Source organism: Pedobacter africanus (genome assembly GCF_040548825.1).
Classification (GTDB): domain Bacteria; phylum Bacteroidota; class Bacteroidia; order Sphingobacteriales; family Sphingobacteriaceae; genus Pedobacter; species Pedobacter africanus_A.
The window spans coordinates 157,475-173,731 of the sequence record NZ_JBEPSL010000003.1; the positions used below are offsets into that span (position 1 = coordinate 157,475).

The 16,257-nt window shown below is 45.3% G+C and carries 12 protein-coding genes; 10 read left to right on the forward strand and 2 right to left on the reverse strand.

The features are described 5' to 3' along the window. The first annotated feature begins 3 nt into the window (after positions 1-3). The 9 genes from ABIE26_RS16315 to ABIE26_RS16355 all read left to right on the forward strand — a co-directional run bounded on the left by ABIE26_RS16315 (position 4) and on the right by ABIE26_RS16355 (position 14,106). Entirely contained in the window at positions 4-1,155 is a 1,152-nt protein-coding gene (locus ABIE26_RS16315; RefSeq protein WP_310143703.1) for an aldose epimerase family protein, read from the forward strand. 353 nt (positions 1,156-1,508) lie between these two features. Next, complete coding sequence (locus tag ABIE26_RS16320; RefSeq protein WP_310143706.1) at positions 1,509-2,888, forward strand: IPT/TIG domain-containing protein; 1,380 nt, start codon at positions 1,509-1,511, stop codon at positions 2,886-2,888. A gap of 22 nt (positions 2,889-2,910) precedes the next feature. Further along, positions 2,911-5,973 carry a SusC/RagA family TonB-linked outer membrane protein gene (locus ABIE26_RS16325; protein WP_310143707.1) on the forward strand — a complete coding sequence of 1,021 codons (3,063 nt, stop codon included), beginning with the start codon at positions 2,911-2,913 and terminating at the stop codon, positions 5,971-5,973. Between the two features lie 10 nt (positions 5,974-5,983). After that, positions 5,984-8,062 carry a RagB/SusD family nutrient uptake outer membrane protein gene (locus tag ABIE26_RS16330; protein ID WP_310143711.1) on the forward strand — a complete coding sequence of 693 codons (2,079 nt, stop codon included), beginning with the start codon at positions 5,984-5,986 and terminating at the stop codon, positions 8,060-8,062. 13 nt (positions 8,063-8,075) lie between these two features. Beyond that, complete coding sequence (locus ABIE26_RS16335; RefSeq protein WP_310143713.1) at positions 8,076-9,077, forward strand: DUF4973 domain-containing protein; 1,002 nt, start codon at positions 8,076-8,078, stop codon at positions 9,075-9,077. A gap of 35 nt (positions 9,078-9,112) precedes the next feature. Beyond that, positions 9,113-11,572: a glutaminase family protein gene (locus ABIE26_RS16340; protein WP_310143716.1), complete on the forward strand. Its 2,460-nt coding sequence runs from the start codon at positions 9,113-9,115 to the stop codon at positions 11,570-11,572. A 191-nt stretch (positions 11,573-11,763) separates the two neighbouring features. Beyond that, a complete protein-coding gene (locus tag ABIE26_RS16345; protein WP_310143719.1) occupies positions 11,764-12,918 on the forward strand; it encodes a cysteine desulfurase family protein in 1,155 nt (384 codons plus the stop codon). An 82-nt stretch (positions 12,919-13,000) separates the two neighbouring features. Then, positions 13,001-13,465 carry an Lrp/AsnC family transcriptional regulator gene (locus ABIE26_RS16350; protein ID WP_084237246.1) on the forward strand — a complete coding sequence of 155 codons (465 nt, stop codon included), beginning with the start codon at positions 13,001-13,003 and terminating at the stop codon, positions 13,463-13,465. Continuing rightward, on the forward strand, positions 13,462-14,106 hold the full coding sequence (locus ABIE26_RS16355) for a peptidylprolyl isomerase (RefSeq protein WP_310143724.1): 645 nt from the start codon (positions 13,462-13,464) through the stop codon (positions 14,104-14,106). The genes ABIE26_RS16350 and ABIE26_RS16355 overlap by 4 nt, the downstream gene beginning before the upstream one ends. Here the strand turns inward: ABIE26_RS16355 and ABIE26_RS16360 are convergent. Continuing rightward, complete coding sequence (locus tag ABIE26_RS16360) at positions 14,103-14,522, reverse strand: hypothetical protein (protein WP_310143726.1); 420 nt, start codon at positions 14,520-14,522, stop codon at positions 14,103-14,105. The genes ABIE26_RS16355 and ABIE26_RS16360 overlap by 4 nt on opposite strands. A gap of 124 nt (positions 14,523-14,646) precedes the next feature. On the opposite strand from ABIE26_RS16360, the gene ABIE26_RS16365 reads away from it, so the two are divergent. Then, entirely contained in the window at positions 14,647-15,729 is a 1,083-nt protein-coding gene (locus ABIE26_RS16365; RefSeq protein ID WP_310143728.1) for a calcium:proton antiporter, read from the forward strand. A 1-nt stretch (position 15,730) separates the two neighbouring features. Here the strand turns inward: ABIE26_RS16365 and ABIE26_RS16370 are convergent, their stop codons facing one another. Beyond that, positions 15,731-16,255, reverse strand: a complete 525-nt coding sequence (locus tag ABIE26_RS16370) for a TlpA disulfide reductase family protein (RefSeq protein WP_310143731.1) — start codon at positions 16,253-16,255, stop codon at positions 15,731-15,733. Positions 16,256-16,257 lie beyond the last annotated feature (2 nt).

The window sequence follows — 16,257 nt, forward strand, 5'->3', positions numbered from 1 at the left end:
AATATGAAAAAAAACTTACTATTGATGAGTTGTTTCCTGGTGCTGATGGCTACCGGATGTTCAGTAAACAATAAAAATAACGAACAATTGATCCCTGGTCAGGGGAATTTCAAACAGGTAATAGCAGGGAAGCCGGTAGAATTGTACCTTTTAAAAAATAGCGCCGGTATGTGTGCTGCAATAACCAATTATGGGGGGCGGCTTGTGTCGCTGCTGGTTCCCGATCAGAAAGGGGATTTAACCAGCATAGTCGTTGGGTTTGACAGTCTGGCCGGTTATATCAACAGTACTGAGCCCTATTTTGGCGCAACAATCGGGCGCTATGGAAACCGGATAGCGGCCGGAAAGTTTACACTGGAAGGTAAGGATTACCAGTTGTCTGTAAATAATGGCCCTAACACACTACACGGAGGGAAGCAGGGCTTTCAATACAAAGTATGGGATGCGGTAAAGCAGGGCGATTCTGTTTTGACCCTTAGCTATCGCTCTGCCGATGGGGAGGAAGGCTTCCCTGGTAATTTACAAGCCAGTGTTACTTATACCCTGACCAGCGACAATCGCCTGAAGCTGGATTACCGCGCCCAAACAGATCAGACTACGGTTGTAAACCTGACCAATCATGCTTTTTTCAATCTGAATGGCGAGGGCTCCGGATCCATAAACGATCATTTACTGCAGATCAATGCTGCAAACTATACCCCGGTAGACAGCACATTAATCCCTACAGGGCAAGTGAAGCCTGTAGCGGGCACACCATTTGACTTCAGCAGGCCGGCCAGCATTGGCAAAAGGCTGGATCTGCCAGATGAACAACTCCGCTTTGGTAAGGGCTATGATCACAATTATGTATTGGATGCGGCTGGCCTGAATGTATTGGCTGCTGAAGTTGAAGGAGAAAAAAGTGGCATTGTCATGCAGATCTATACCACAGAACCTGGCCTGCAGTTTTATGGAGGTAATTTTATGGAACGTAAAAATAAGCTGCGTAAAGGACTGGATGAGTTCCGGACTGCATTTTGTCTGGAGACACAACATTTTCCGGATAGCCCTAACCAGGCCGCGTTTCCGACAACAGTTTTAAAACCCGGACAGGTGTATGAAAGTCATTCGGTTTACGCATTTTCTATTCGCAAAAAGACGGCACAAAGCCAGTAAACTTTGAGATAATTCGACAAAAAGTTGAACAGATAATGTAAAGCATAATCGTTTAATTTGATGTTAACAAACCAAATCATAAACCAGCTCCCTACGCTCTTCTGGCTAGCAACGATAGCAAAGGCAGCACAATAACCACCATATGAACAGAGATTTACTTTGCTGCAATTCAGTTGCTTAGGTTAGCTTAAACTAACCAGGATAAACAATAATCTTCTTATCAATATATTTTTCCAGTATGGCTTTTGGGGCTGTCCGGCTGCTGTCCCGGATCCTATGGTCTGCCGGTTAAATTATAATGAATATTAAATGTAATGTAACCCGACGCCTGTCGGATAAAAAGCAATTTGTATATGAAAACTAAAAACAATGTCAGACGCTGGCAAATCCATTGGATGTTGCTCGGATTGATGATGCTCTGCTTAACTCAATGCAAGCAGGACGAAGTAAAGAAAGAGGAAGCATACGATCCCGCTAAACCTGTAGTAATCACAGACTTTTTCCCTAAAGAGGGGGGCGTAGGAAACAACCTGGTCTTATACGGAGATAATTTCGGGAACGACCTTTCTAAAATAAAAGTAACGATAGGAGGAAAGATCGCCAAAATTATAGGGGTAAAGAACAGCAGTCTGTATTGTATCATTCCGGACGGGGCTTATGCCGGAGATATACAGGTAAGCATTCTTGATGATAACCAGGCAGAGCTTGCACAGGCTAAAGCAAAAGATGTATTTTCCTATACGAAAAAATGGCTTGTTTCTACGTTTCTGGGGAAATATTATCAGGTAGGAACCGATTTTCAAGAGAAAGAAGGACCGTTTGATGATTGTGGTGCCTTTAAAGGAATTTTGTGGCTTTCTTTTGATCCAAAAAATCCCAGCCATCTCTATTTTACAGCCGGCACCAATAGTAGTCGTTTGATTGATTTCGATAGAAAATATGTGAGTTATTTTAGAACTAATCTTGACAAAGTATCTATAATAAACTGGAAGATTGATGGAAATCAGGATATGATTGTTTCTCATGACCATACAAGCGATACCAAATATGGTAACTATATATTTTCCCGTGAATCGAACTTTGTTCAGAAGCAGGCCATAGAAGTTTATGCCCGGAGCGTGAACGGTACTATGGTTCATCCGCAAAATGGAGAGTTGTATTATTCGAGGTATAGAGGGGGAGATGTCCGCAGATATGATTTTATCACCAGGGAAGACAAATTGGCATTCCCAAATCCATATAATCCAGTAGCAATTTATCTGGTTGTACATCCTTCAGGAGACTATGCTTATTTAATGGAATATGATAAACATTATATCATGCGTACAGATTATGACCGTGAAAAGAAAATATTTAAAACGCCATATACGATCTGTGGTGCTGCGGGTACTTCAGGCTATGCAGACGGAATAGGTACAAGTGCTCGTCTGAACAATCCTGTACAGGGTGTATTTGTGAAAAATCCGGACTATGAAGTGACGGGTGGAGATCAGTACGATTTCTACTTCTGCGACAGAGCAAATCATGCCATACGTATTTTGACACCACAGGGAAGGGTAAGCACTTTCGCCGGACGTGGAAATAATGGTACAAGCGGATACGCCGACGGCGATTTACGCACGGAAGCCCGTTTTAATGGCCCGCAGGCTATAGCCTATGATGAAACGAAGAAATGTTTCTACATCGGTGATACCGGAAACTGGCTGATTCGAAAAATAGCTAAAGAAGAATAAATAATTAACATACACGATATAAATGATGAAATTTATTTTACTAACATGCATGGCGTTGCTTGGGATTTTCTTTACTGCGCTGGCGCAGGAAGAGGTGATCGTGAAAGGAGTTGTTCTCGACGAACAAAAACTACCCCTTATTGGGGTAAGCATATCCGTAAGTAATATGCCGGGATTGGGAACTACGACCGTTACCGACGGAAAATACAGCATCAGGATGCGCCCCTTCCAAACCCTGATCTTTACCTATATCGGGTATGAAAAGAAAGAGGTATTGGTGAAAGAGCAACGGGTCATCAATGTGACCATGAAAGAAACAGATGCCAGCAAACTTAATGAAGTTGTAGTTACTTCTACCGGTACTGTGAAAAGGATAGCCGTAACCGGCGCAATTACTACAGTAGATGTAGAACGGCTCAAGTCAAATCCTTCTACCTCTATGGCCGATGCCCTGGCCGGAGTTGTACCCGGCATTCAGGCCATGCAGACATCGGGCAGGCCCGGCAGTGTGTCCGAATTCTGGGTACGCAGTATCTCCACTTTTGGGGCCAACAGTTCTGCCCTGGTATTGATAGACGGCTTTGAGCGCGACATGAATGAAATCAATGTAGAAGATGTAGCATCCTTTTCCGTATTAAAAGATGCCTCTGCAACTGCTATATATGGTAGTCGTGGTGCCAATGGTGTAATACTGATCACTACCAAACGTGGAAAGGAGGGAAAAGTAGAGATCAATGCCAAGGTTGAGGGATTTTACAGCACATCAACCAAACTCCCCGATTTTGTAGATGGATATACCTATGCATCGCTTGCCAACGAAGCTAAGGTTACCCGGAACCAGCAGCCGCTGTATTCTGCATCAGAAATGGAAATACTCCGCCTGGGCTTAGATCCCGATATGTTTCCAAACGTAGATTGGATGGACGTTTTGCTGCGGGGCGGTGCGAAAAGCCAGCGCAGCCTGCTGAATTTAAGCGGTGGTGGAAAAACAGCACGGTATTATGTTTCTGGAAGTTACCAGAACCAGCAGGGGATGTACAAGGTGGACGAGGCTTTGGGTGATTACAATACGAATACGGATTTCAAAAAATATACCTATCGGTTGAGCGTAGATATGGACATTACCAAGTCTACCTTGCTGAGGGTAGGGGTTTCCGGCTCGTTGCGAAAACAGAATGATCCCGGAGTAGGGACCGATGCCATCTGGACCTCGCTGATGGGATACAATTCCATCATGATGCCGATGAGGTATTCGGATGGAAAAATACCGTCATGGACAGGAAAAAATGACAACCTCAATCCCTGGGTGCAGGGAACAATGACCGGTTACAACGAAAGCTGGACAAACAACATCCAGACCACATTAAACCTGGAACAAAAACTGGATTTTATTACCAAAGGACTTAGGTTTATCGGAAGGTACGGATATGATACCTATAACAACAATTGGGTAAAGCGATTTAAACGCCCGGAATTGTGGAACGCAAGCCGGTACCGCAATACAGATGGCGCACTTGTATTTACACGCGTAGCAGAAGAACAAAAAATGACGCAATCGGCTGGCTCAGACGGAGACCGAAGAGACTTTTTTGAGTGGGACCTTTATTACGACAAAGATTTAGGGAACCACCATTTCGGAGCCGTGGCAAAATACACGCAAGCTTCCAAGGTATTTACCCAGAACATTGGCACCGACCTTAAAAACGGAATTGCCCGCCGTAACCAGGGCCTGGCCGGACGTGTAAATTACAACTGGAACTACCGGTACTTTATTGATTTCAATTTCGGATATACTGGTTCGGAGAATTTCCATAAAGATTACAGGTTTGGATTTTTCCCGGCCATATCGGGTGCATGGAACATTGGAGAGGAGCCCCTGATTAAAAAATTAGGGTGGGTGAACATGTTCAAACTCCGCTATTCACATGGGAGAACAGGAAACGACAATATGGGCGATATCAGGTTCCCTTATCTCTATACTATTGAACAAATGACGGGCGGTGGATACAACTTTGGCGATTATGAGTCTACGAATCTTTGGGATGGTATCCGTTATTCCTCAATAGCATCACCTAATGTTACCTGGGAAATTGCCACTAAACAAGATCTGGGTATCGATTACTCCTTTTTCAAGGACCGGTTCAGCGGGGCCATAGATTTCTTTCGCGAGCGTCGTGAAGGGATTTACATGGGCCGTAATTTTCTTCCGGGATTTGTAGGGCTGGAAAGTAACCCATCTGCCAACGTAGGTGAAGTAAAAGCAGAGGGGATTGACGGTAATTTTGCGTTCAATCAAAAGCTATATGGAATAGATTTTACGCTGCGTGGCAACATCACTTTCAGTAAAAATGAAATCCTCGAAAGAGATGAAGAAAACACCATTTACGGATATAAACTGGAGGAGGGACACCGGATAAACCAGGCCCGCGGCCTGGTTGCTTTAGGACTGTTTAAAGACTACGATGATATCAGGAACAGTGCCCTGCAAACATTTGGCGAAGTTATGCCTGGCGATATCAAATATAAAGATATAAATGGAGATGGTCAGGTTGACAATAATGATATCGTGGCGATTGGGGCAACAACCAGGCCGAACCTGACCTATGGATTTGGCCTCGCTGCCCGCTGGAAAGGATTAGATGTCAATGTCCATTTTCAGGGAGTAGGAAAATCAAGTTATTTCATCGACGGCACTTCGGTTTATATGTTCCAGGGTGGTGATGGATGGGGCAATATATTGAATGAGCTGGCCAATAGCAACCGCTGGATACTGGGCAGGAATGAAGACCCAAATGCTGCATATCCCCGTCTGACCTATGGCGCAAATTCGAACAATTACAGGAGGTCCACATTCTGGCTCAAAAACGGGGCGTATATGCGTTTGAAAACCCTGGATATTGGTTATTCTTTTCCAAAGACTTTTGTCAATAAAATGCGGCTGAGTAATGCCCGCTTGTTTTTCGTAGGCACAAATCTGTTGACCTTTTCAGAATTCAAGCTCTGGGACCCGGAATTAGGAAACCCGAATGGAAAAGTTTATCCGCTAAGTAGAACGTTTTCAGTGGGATTATCAGTTAATCTATAAGAAAAAGAATATGAAAAAAATATCTATAATTTCAATCCTTATAGCGTCTGTTTTAACAATTGGCGGATGTAAAAAATATCTCGACTCAGATTACCTGTTTGATGAGCGAATGACCATTTCCGATGTTTTTACCAACTCAGATTATGCAAACAGGTGGTTGGCGCGGGCTTATTCCTTTCTGAGCACTAACCATTTGCAGGATGTAAGCAGTAAGAAAGCCGTGCCCTTTAATTTTGCAGATGACATGTTTTATGGGGATGAAAATGATGAATATAAGCGATGGAAAAATGGTCAGTACACTGAAAATGGTTTGGATGGCGAAAGCAAAACAATATGGGTCCTGGCATACCAGGGAATTCGGCAGGCTTCTATTTTCCTGAATAATATCGATATCAATAAAGCGTTTACCGCAGCGGAAATTGCAAACCTCAAGGCACAGGCCCGTTTTATAAGAGCTTATTACTATTGGATATTATTAAGAACCTATGGCCCGGTGCCGATAGTACCTGACGAAGGGATCGATTACACCAAAGAGTATGATGAAATCGCCCAGCGAAGAAATTCTTATGAAGAATGTGCAACTTATTTGTCTAACGAACTTGTAGAAGCAGCGAAGGCGCTTCCGCTCCAGCAGGGGATACAGGAGATTGCCAGGCCTACCCGTGGTGCCGCTTTGGCCCTTCGTGCCAAAGTACTGTTGTATGCGGCAAGCCCCTTAGCTAATGGAAAAGCCCCGGCAGAGGTCGCTGCAGCAATGGTAGACAAGGAAGGTAAGCCGCTGCTTTCCCCAACATATGATGAATCCAGATGGGCAAGGGCTGCTGCGGCAGCAAAAGATGTCATGGACCTGGGGCAATACCAGTTGTATGTGGCTTACAGAAAAGAAACCGGGGATGCTGCCTATCCGGCAACTGTAACACCTCCGGCCGATAATAATTTTTCTAACAACAACTGGCCAGCCGGCTGGAGAAACATCGACCCGTTTGAATCCTACCGGGCAATATTTAATGGAACAGTTCCTGCTTATCAGAATCCGGAACTGATCTTTACCCGCGGCCAGAACCTGGGCAGTGAAGGTATTAATGTGATGGTGCTGCATCAGCTGCCACGTCTGGAAGGCAAGGGCTACAATTCACATGGCATGACACAAAAGCAGATCGATGCCTATTACATGAATGATGGTAGCGATATACCGGGAATGAATGACATGTATGCAGGAAGACAGGGCTATCAGGATCGCTACAATACGGAGAAACGCACGACAGGTTTTGTGAAATCAGCAGAATTGACCAATTATCCTGAATTAGGCCCCTTGGGTGTCGACGTAAGTAAACAGTTTGTAAAGCGTGAACCTCGCTTTTATGCTTCGGTTTCCTATAATGGTGCTACCTGGAATTTCCTGAATGCAGATATTACAAGAGATGAAAAAAGAAATGTACAGATATTTTATTATCGGGGAGACCCTAACGGCTATAAAAATACCACCTACTGGACACGTACGGGGATTGGTATAAAGAAGTATGTACACCCGGATGACATCAGTAATGTGACGGTTACTCCCTACGATCAGACCCGTATGAAACAGAAAGCTGATCCCGCTATTCGTTATGCGGAAGTGCTGCTGATTTATGCAGAGGCGCTGAACGAACTGAATGGTTCCTATAGTATCCCTTCGTGGGACGGCAGGAAAACGCATACCATAGCACGAAATGTTGGAGAATTGAAACAAGGCATCCAACCTGTTCGCATCCGGGCCGGCCTGGCCGATTATACCAATGAGGTGTATGCCGACCAGCAAAAATTCCGTATAAAATTAAAAAGAGAACGCCAGATTGAACTCTTTGCTGAAGGACACCGTTATTTCGATTTACGCCGCTGGACGGATGCCCCGGCAGAGGAGTCTGCTCCTGTTTACGGATATAATTCCTATGCCACCAAGGCTCAGGCAGACCTTTTCCATATACCGGTGGAGACGCCATCGCTGCCTTCTATTTTTACGCTTAAAATGTGGTTTTGGCCTATCCATTTTGACGAGCTTAAACGCAACAAATACCTGACTCAAAACCCGGGCTGGACAAATCCTGAATAACCTACTTAGCAATATGAAAAAGAACATATATCTATTATTTTTAACGCTGACAACAGCCCTGGGCTTTGTTTCCTGTAAAGACGAATGGAAGGAGGAACAGTTTAGCCAAATGGCTTCATTTAAAGCAATCCCCGGCGCTCAGGGAGTAACCTGGACTTATCTGCGGTACAGTCCCGATGGAAAAGTACGTTTCGAACTCCCGGTGATCATGAGCGGTTCCACAACAAACAATAAAAGCCGTACCATCCATATCGGCCTGGATCCGGATACGCTGGCCAGGTTAAACCGGGAGCAATATGGTCATCGTCAGGAACTGTACTTCAGGCAACTGGATAGCAAATATTACAATCTGCCCCAAACGGTCACCGTCCCTGAGGGACAAAGTACCGTCACATTGCCTATCGATTTTACGATGGGTGACCTGGACCAGTCCGACAAATGGGTTTTGCCCTTACAGATTTTAGATGATCCATCGTACGATTATAAAGCGAACCCAAACAAAACCTATCGGAGGGCAATGCTGCGGATTACACCATTTAACGATTATTCTGGTGAATACGGAGGGACCTTGTACAAGATATTCCTTGACGGAGATACCGAGCCTTTGACTTTAAATACCCACCGGGCTTATGTTGCGGATAATAAAACGATCTTTCTTTATGCCGGAATCAGGGATATCGACTATCTTGACCGCAAAAATTATAAGGTATTTGTTAAGTTTACAGACGAGAAGATCGACGTTCAAAAGAAAAAACTGGAAATCTGGAGCGACAATACACAGAACAACAAATTCAAGATCGGGACAACGCAATCTTACTATACCAAAGATGAAGCCTGGGATGCAAAACTTCCTTACCTGAAACACATTTACATTACACTTTATTTGTCTTATGAGTTTGAGGATTACACCACCATTCCCGGACAAAGGCTCAAGTATAAGGTAGAGGGAACCTTGTCTATGCAGCGCGATCTGAATACACTGATACCTAATGAAGACCAGCAGATTCAATGGTAAATGAACCAGCCTGAAAACACGTAACACAAAAACGAATGAGACAGTTTATTCTTTCCTTAGCCCTGCTGGCCACCACACTTGTGGCATCTGGCCAGCAGCGCAAGGCACCAGCCTATCCACTGGTTACGCATGACCCTTATTTCAGCATCTGGTCCTTTTCCGATCAGCTTAATGCAACGCCAACAAAACACTGGACAGGTACCAACCATGGGTTGTCTGGATGGATTAAAGTTGACGGAAAGGTTTACAGCTTTTTAGGGATGGCAGAAAAACACTTTGAAGTACTTTTACCAACAGCCGAAGATCAGCGTTATACCGCAAAATATACAGAAAGCCTACCCGCAGCCGGTTGGGAAAAAGCAGATTATAACGATGAAGACTGGAAAACCGGAAATGCGCCCTTTGGTGATGGGGAGGCCAAAACCCAATGGAAAAGTGATCAGCTCTGGATGCGCCGTGAGTTTAACCTGGACAAGATCGAACTTAAAGGTTTAAACCTGAGGATCAATCACGACGATAATATTCAGCTGTTTTTAAATGGGGTTGAGGTGTACAGCTGTAATTGCTGGACCGGCAAGTATGTTTACATCCCCATTGATGAAAAAGTAAAGGGGGCATTGAAAAAAGGTAAAAATGTGATTGCTGCCTATATTAAAAATACGGCAGGCGGACAATGGCTGGATGTTGGCCTGGCGGTTGAAAAACCTGCGGCTGAATTGAAACAGGTACTGCTGGCCAGGCAAAATAACGTAACCATAAATGCCACACAAACCATTTATCAGTTTACCGCAGGTAAGGTCGATCTCGAACTGACTTTCACATCGCCTTTGCTGATGGATAACCTGGACCTGCTGGCCAGGCCGGTTTCCTACGTGTCATTTAAGCTGAAAGCCAATGATGGAAAAAAGCACCTTGCAGAGGTTTATTTTGGCGCCTCAACAGCTATAGCTACCAATAATCCGGTTCAGGAAGTAGCGGCATCGGGCTATAGAAATGGGGTGCTTTCCGTACTTAAAGCAGGCACAACAGCACAGCCCGTACTTCAAAAAAGAGGCGACGACCTGCGTATCGACTGGGGCTATTTATATGTTGCTGTTGCTCAAAACAGCGGAAAACAATATGTGGTTTCATCGCCAACCGCCCTCTCATCTTTTATAACCGGAAAAGTACCCGCTGTTCCGGCGAAAGGGAAAAACTTAACGCTGGCCACGGTACTGCCTTTTAACGTGAGTGCCGCAGCTGCAGAAAAAACAGTACTGATTGGTTACGATGATATCGAATCTGTTCAGTATTTTGGCACCAACCTTAAACCCTGGTGGAACCGGAAAAACAACCAGACCATAGACCGGCAACTTACACTGGCTGCCCATGAACAGGCTGCGGTTTTACAAAAATGCCGTGCCTTCAATCAGCAGTATTACGCGGCAAACCTGAAAGCCGGGGGCAAAGCTTACGCTGATCTTTCAGCTGTTTCCTATCGCCAGGCCATTTCCGCACATAAATTAGTCGAAAGCCCGCAGGGCGAAATCCTGTTTCTCTCTAAAGAGAACTTCAGCAATGGCTCTATCAATACGGTAGATGTAACCTACCCCTCGGCACCTCTGTTCCTGGTATACAATACTGATCTGTTAAAAGGAATGTTAAACGGCATTTTCTATTACAGTGAAAGCGGAAAATGGAGAAAACCCTTTCCTGCGCACGACTTAGGCACTTACCCTTTGGCTAACGGGCAAACTTACGGCGAAGACATGCCCGTGGAAGAAGCTGGCAACATGCTGATCCTTACTGCCGCAATTGCCAGGGTTGAGGGCAATGCCATTTATGCTAAAAAACACTGGAAAACACTTTCCATATGGGCCGATTACCTGAGTAAAAATGGTTTTGATCCTGTAAATCAATTGTGTACAGATGATTTTGCAGGCCACCTTGCCCGGAATACGAACTTATCGGTAAAGGCAATTGTTGCTTTGGGTGGCTATGGCATGCTTGCCGCGCAACTGGGAGAGAAGGATGCAGCGGCAAAATATAGCCCAATGGCTAAAGAAATGGCAAAAAAATGGATGGAAATGGCCGGGGCCGGAGACCACTATGCTTTAACATTCGACCTGAAAAATACCTGGAGCCAAAAGTATAACCTGGTATGGGACAAGTTGCTGAAGCTGGATATTTTTCCCAAATCGGTGTATAAAAACGAAATCGATTTTTATCTGAAAAAGCAAAATGCCTTCGGATTGCCGTTAGACAGCCGGAAAACCTATACCAAATCTGACTGGATCGTGTGGACAGCAACCCTGACCGATAACCAGGCTGATTTTGAGCAGCTCATACAGCCCATTTATAAATTTGTTCTGGAGTCGCCAAGCCGGGTTCCTTTGAGTGACTGGTATGAAACTACCAATGGTAAGCAGGTTGGGTTTCAGGCACGCAGTGTGGTCGGCGGTTATGCCATTAAACTGCTGGATGCCCGCTTAAACGAAAGAAAGAAGACGAAATAAAAACCCTTTATCCGAAACTACTTTGCAATTAAGCCTGTAGATTTTCAGTTAAATCGCATAAACTCCGTTCAGTTTCTGGAATTTATGCTATCTATTGTTAAAAATTCCATATAATTTACGGAATACTGCTGTAGTATTGATGTTTTTTTTAATTGCAACGATTTTTGTTAAAAAATCTTTTTTGCAAAAATATGGAACAACCAATCTACCTTGATAATGCTGCAACTACTGCTTTGGATGCTGAAGTTTTAAACGCTATGTTGCCTTATATGCAGCAGCATTTTGGAAATCCCTCTTCGGCATATTCCCTGGGCCGTAACGTTAAGTCGGCCATCGAGGAAGCCAGAAAGAACATAGGTGCGATTTTGGGGGTAAAACCATCCACATTGATTTTTACCAGCGGAGGAACCGAGAGCAACAACATGGCTATAGCCATGGCGGTGAACGAACTGCGCTGTACACACATCATCACTTCTCCTATTGAGCACCACGCTGTGCTCCATACGGTCGAGCATTATACACACAGCAAAAACATCACATTTTCGTATGTGAAACTTACCGAAAGCGGTGAGGTAGACTATGCCAACCTGGAAATGCAGCTTTCTACCCAATCGAAACTGGGCAAAAAGTGCTTGGTAACCCTGATGCATGCGAACAACGAAATTGGAAGCCTGCTTGACATCTCGTTGGTGGGCAAACTTTGTAAGGCAAATCATGCCTTGTTCCATTCCGACTGTGTGCAAACCATCGGTCATTACCCAATCAACTTAAAAGAATGCGGAGTACATTTTGCTTCGGCAACAGGACATAAATTTCATGGCCCTAAAGGTACAGGCGTACTGTATGTGAGTGAGGAGATCAAGGCCTATCCTTTGATTTTCGGAGGCGGACAGGAGCGTAAACTGCGTGCAGGAACTGAAAACGTGTCAGGCATCATCGGATTTGCCAAAGCGCTTGAACTGGCCACGGCCAATTATGGGCAGGACAGCCAATACATCGCACAACTGAACCAGCTGATGCGGAAACAACTGACTGCAGCCGTTCCCGGCGTTTCTTTTAACAATCCTGAAAATTCACTGTATACCGTATTGAGCGTTTGTTTCCCATTAAGCGAGCAAAGCGATTTCCTGGTAACCCTGTTTGACATGAAAGGTGTGTGCGTATCGGGCGGAAGTGCCTGTTCCAGCGGCGACGGTGGTTCTCATGTGATGAAAGCAATTGGTAAAGCCGGTGCCTGCGCTACCCTGCGTTTTTCTTTCAGCAAATACACTACCGAAGCAGAAATTACCAGGGCAGTAGAGATCACAGCTTCGCTATTGCAGAAGAAGGAAGTTTCAGCGGTATAATATTATTCCTTCATATTATCTGTCGATAAGTGCTGATTTTCCGTAGATTTGTTTGATACGTTAAAATTTAGAATCTACTTTCATGGCTACAGGTTTAGATGAAGTTGACATCAAAATACTACAGATCTTGCAGAAAGATGCTGCTCAAAGCAATGAAGCAGTAGCAGGCAAGGTGAATAAATCCATAGCCACAACGCATGCGCGGATCAGGCGGTTAAAAGAAAATGGGTATATTAAGCGCGTTGTTGCCGTACTGGACAACAGGAAAATAGAAAGGAGCCATATTGCATTTTCGCAGGTCCTGCTGAAATCCCATACCAAAGAGTGCTTAAAAGAGTTTAAAGAGGAAGTCGCAAAGTTTGAGGAAGTAATGGAATGCTTTCAAATGACCGGGGCATTCGATTTTATCCTCCGGATTGCGACCCGTGATATGGATGATTATAACCTGTTTTATAATGAGAAGCTGGCCACCTTATCCAGCATCAGTACCATCCAGACTTCATTCGTGATGTCGGAAATTAAAAGCGATACCGCATATCCTTTATGAAAAAGCTATTCTTTTTACTCTCCGTATTGTGCTTGTCGCAAGTGCTTTTTGCCCAATCCACTTCCGTGCGTTTCATGACCAGTAAAGGCAACATCACCATCATGCTGTACGATGAAACGCCCAAACACAGGGACATGTTCCTGAAAGAAGTGAAAAAGGGGAGCTATAAAAATGCCCTGTTTAACCGGGTGATCAAAGATTTTGTAAGCCAGGGCGGAGAACTGGACGATACCATATTGAACCGGGAAAAACGTGACCCTAAAAAACTGGCGCCAAGGTTTGCTGCCGAACTTAAACCTAACCTGTTCCATAAAAAGGGAACCTTAGGTGCAGGCCGCGATGACAATCCTGAAAAAGCGTCGTATTTTACGCAGATCTACCTGGTGGCCGGTAAAAAGCAGAGTGATGCCCAGCTGGACGCCCTGGAAAAGAAAAAGAACAGGAAAATCCCGGCAGCGCAGCGCGAGGTCTATAAAACCTTAGGGGGTACGCCGCATCTGGACGGCGATTACACCCTATTCGGCGAAATTACGGAAGGGATGGAAGTAGCGGACGCCATTAATTCGGTGGCTGCAGATAAAAATGACGTGCCGCTAAATCCGGTTGTTTTTAATGTGGTTGTATTGCCTAAAAAACGTTAATCGAAAACGATCTTTTCGGGCCCTGAAATCTTTTCTATATGACAGGCGCATTTTCCGCCCGAAACTTTAACAATGGCAGATTTGGTTTGCCCGGTAGCTTGGTAAGTCCCTGTAATTTTAAGTTCATCACCGGCAGCTGATACTTTGCGGCGCTGCGAATCGTCTATAACCACAAAGGTGCCGGCAACCAGGGTAAGGCTGGCCACTACCGGGGTTTTGATCAGTTCCCCGGTGCTCATGTTGATCACACTGTAATCTTTCACGGCAACACCTTTTCCATCTTTATCGGTAAAGCTGATCAGGAGCGAACGGAATTCTTCAGTACATACCCTTGGCTCACAATCGGAAGGGTCTTCTTTCTTGTGGCAGGCAATAAACACGATGGCGCAAAACAGGACATAAGCAATTTTATACATGATCATTTGGTTTTTTTATCCTAAGACGTGTAAAATTTATGAAACGCTACAGCCGGATAGTTATATTTAGCATAATAATTGCAGCAATTGCAGCGATTTTCAGTTTTACTTAAACCCCGTACCGATGATAAAAAAAATACCACTGCCTTTATGGACGATTGGCGCCCCGGTAATTGCATGGTTTGCTTATTTTGCAATTTCGTCAGACCTGGGCGTTTTTTATACTTTTTTTCTTGCTGCCGTGCTGATTGCCGCTGTACTTGCCGCGGTACACCATGCAGAGGTGGTTGCCCACCGGGTAGGGGAACCCTTCGGTACTTTACTGCTGGCACTGGCCATTACCATCATAGAGGTGGCGCTGATCGTGTCGCTCATGCTTACCGGAGGGCCCGACGTTGCCGTACTTGCCCGCGATACCGTCTTGGCTGCGGTGATGATCATTTTAACAGGAATCATTGGTTTATGCCTGCTGGCGGGTGGTGCCAGGTTCAAAGAACAGGTTTTTAGCTTGCCGGGTGTAAGTGCAGCGCTGGTTACGCTTACGGCAATTCTGGTGCTTACCCTCATCCTGCCCAACTATACCACCACCACGCCCGGTCCGCAATATTCCTCGGCCCAGCTCATCTTTGTAGCGGTAATATGCCTGGTGTTGTATGGGGCCTTTGTAATGGTACAGACCATCAGGCACCGCGATTTCTTCCTGCCACCGGATGCAGACGGGAACGAAGAAACCCATGCGGCGCCGCCAACAACCAAAACAGCCTTGCTGAGCACTTTTCTGCTGCTGTTGTGCCTGGGAATTGTCGTGCTGCTGGCCAAAGCCCTGGCACCGGAGATCGAAAATGCCGTAGTCAATTTTGGGGCACCAAAATCATTGGTGGGGATCATCATTGCTACTGTGGTATTACTGCCGGAAGGGCTTGCTGCTTACCGGGCGGCTAAAAAGAACCGCTTGCAGACCAGCCTGAACCTTGCCTTAGGTTCAGCCCTTGCCAGTATTGGCTTAACCATTCCGGCAGTAGCCATTGTCTCCATTTTTACAGGGATGAGCATTACCCTGGGCATTGATATGAAAGCTACGGTGTTATTGCTCCTGGCACAGTTTACCATTATGCTTTCCCTGGCCACGGGCCGTACCAATATCTTACAGGGCATTGTACTGCTGGTGATATTTGCAGTATACCTGTTCACCATTATAGCGCCCTGATTTAGTTCAGGAGCTGGCCTATTGCTGCCAGCATGCCTTTGAATTCCTTTTCGTCGTACAAGCGGGTAAGGTAAACGATCTTGCCCTGCTGGTCGATCACGATATTGCGGGTAACGCCACTTTTTTTATCGGCAAAGCGACCAAAAATGTCTGCTCCGGGGTCGAGTGCCAGCGGGTAGCTGATCTTCATGTCCTTTGCAAATTTCCGGACTACAGGCAGGGGCTCATCACGGTCTACCCCAATCAGCACCAGGCCCTTGTCCTTATAGGCCTGCCATACCTCTTTTTCCAGGTGCGGCATTTCCTCACGGCATACCACGCACCAGCTCGCTGTAAACTGCAGTACAACCACCTTGCCTTTTAACTGCGCCAGGCTGGTCGTTTCTCCGTTGTGCAGCACCAGTTTAAAATCGGCCGGTGCCTGCTCGCCTACCTTTACGATATAGCCCCGGGCATCCGCTTTGTTTCCCTGCGCCATCAATAGCGCAGGGAACAGTAAAAACAGCATAACTGATAATCTTTTCATAT

Coding starts and splice junctions, on each gene's coding strand:
- ABIE26_RS16315 (WP_310143703.1), top strand. CDS start 4: ATGAAAAAAAACTTACTATTGATGAGTTGTTTCCTGGTGCTGATGGCT.
- ABIE26_RS16320 (WP_310143706.1), top strand. CDS start 1,509: ATGAAAACTAAAAACAATGTCAGACGCTGGCAAATCCATTGGATGTTG.
- ABIE26_RS16325 (WP_310143707.1), top strand. CDS start 2,911: ATGATGAAATTTATTTTACTAACATGCATGGCGTTGCTTGGGATTTTC.
- ABIE26_RS16330 (WP_310143711.1), top strand. CDS start 5,984: ATGAAAAAAATATCTATAATTTCAATCCTTATAGCGTCTGTTTTAACA.
- ABIE26_RS16335 (WP_310143713.1), top strand. CDS start 8,076: ATGAAAAAGAACATATATCTATTATTTTTAACGCTGACAACAGCCCTG.
- ABIE26_RS16340 (WP_310143716.1), top strand. CDS start 9,113: ATGAGACAGTTTATTCTTTCCTTAGCCCTGCTGGCCACCACACTTGTG.
- ABIE26_RS16345 (WP_310143719.1), top strand. CDS start 11,764: ATGGAACAACCAATCTACCTTGATAATGCTGCAACTACTGCTTTGGAT.
- ABIE26_RS16350 (WP_084237246.1), top strand. CDS start 13,001: ATGGCTACAGGTTTAGATGAAGTTGACATCAAAATACTACAGATCTTG.
- ABIE26_RS16355 (WP_310143724.1), top strand. CDS start 13,462: ATGAAAAAGCTATTCTTTTTACTCTCCGTATTGTGCTTGTCGCAAGTG.
- ABIE26_RS16360 (WP_310143726.1), bottom strand. CDS start 14,522: ATGTATAAAATTGCTTATGTCCTGTTTTGCGCCATCGTGTTTATTGCC.
- ABIE26_RS16365 (WP_310143728.1), top strand. CDS start 14,647: ATGATAAAAAAAATACCACTGCCTTTATGGACGATTGGCGCCCCGGTA.
- ABIE26_RS16370 (WP_310143731.1), bottom strand. CDS start 16,255: ATGAAAAGATTATCAGTTATGCTGTTTTTACTGTTCCCTGCGCTATTG.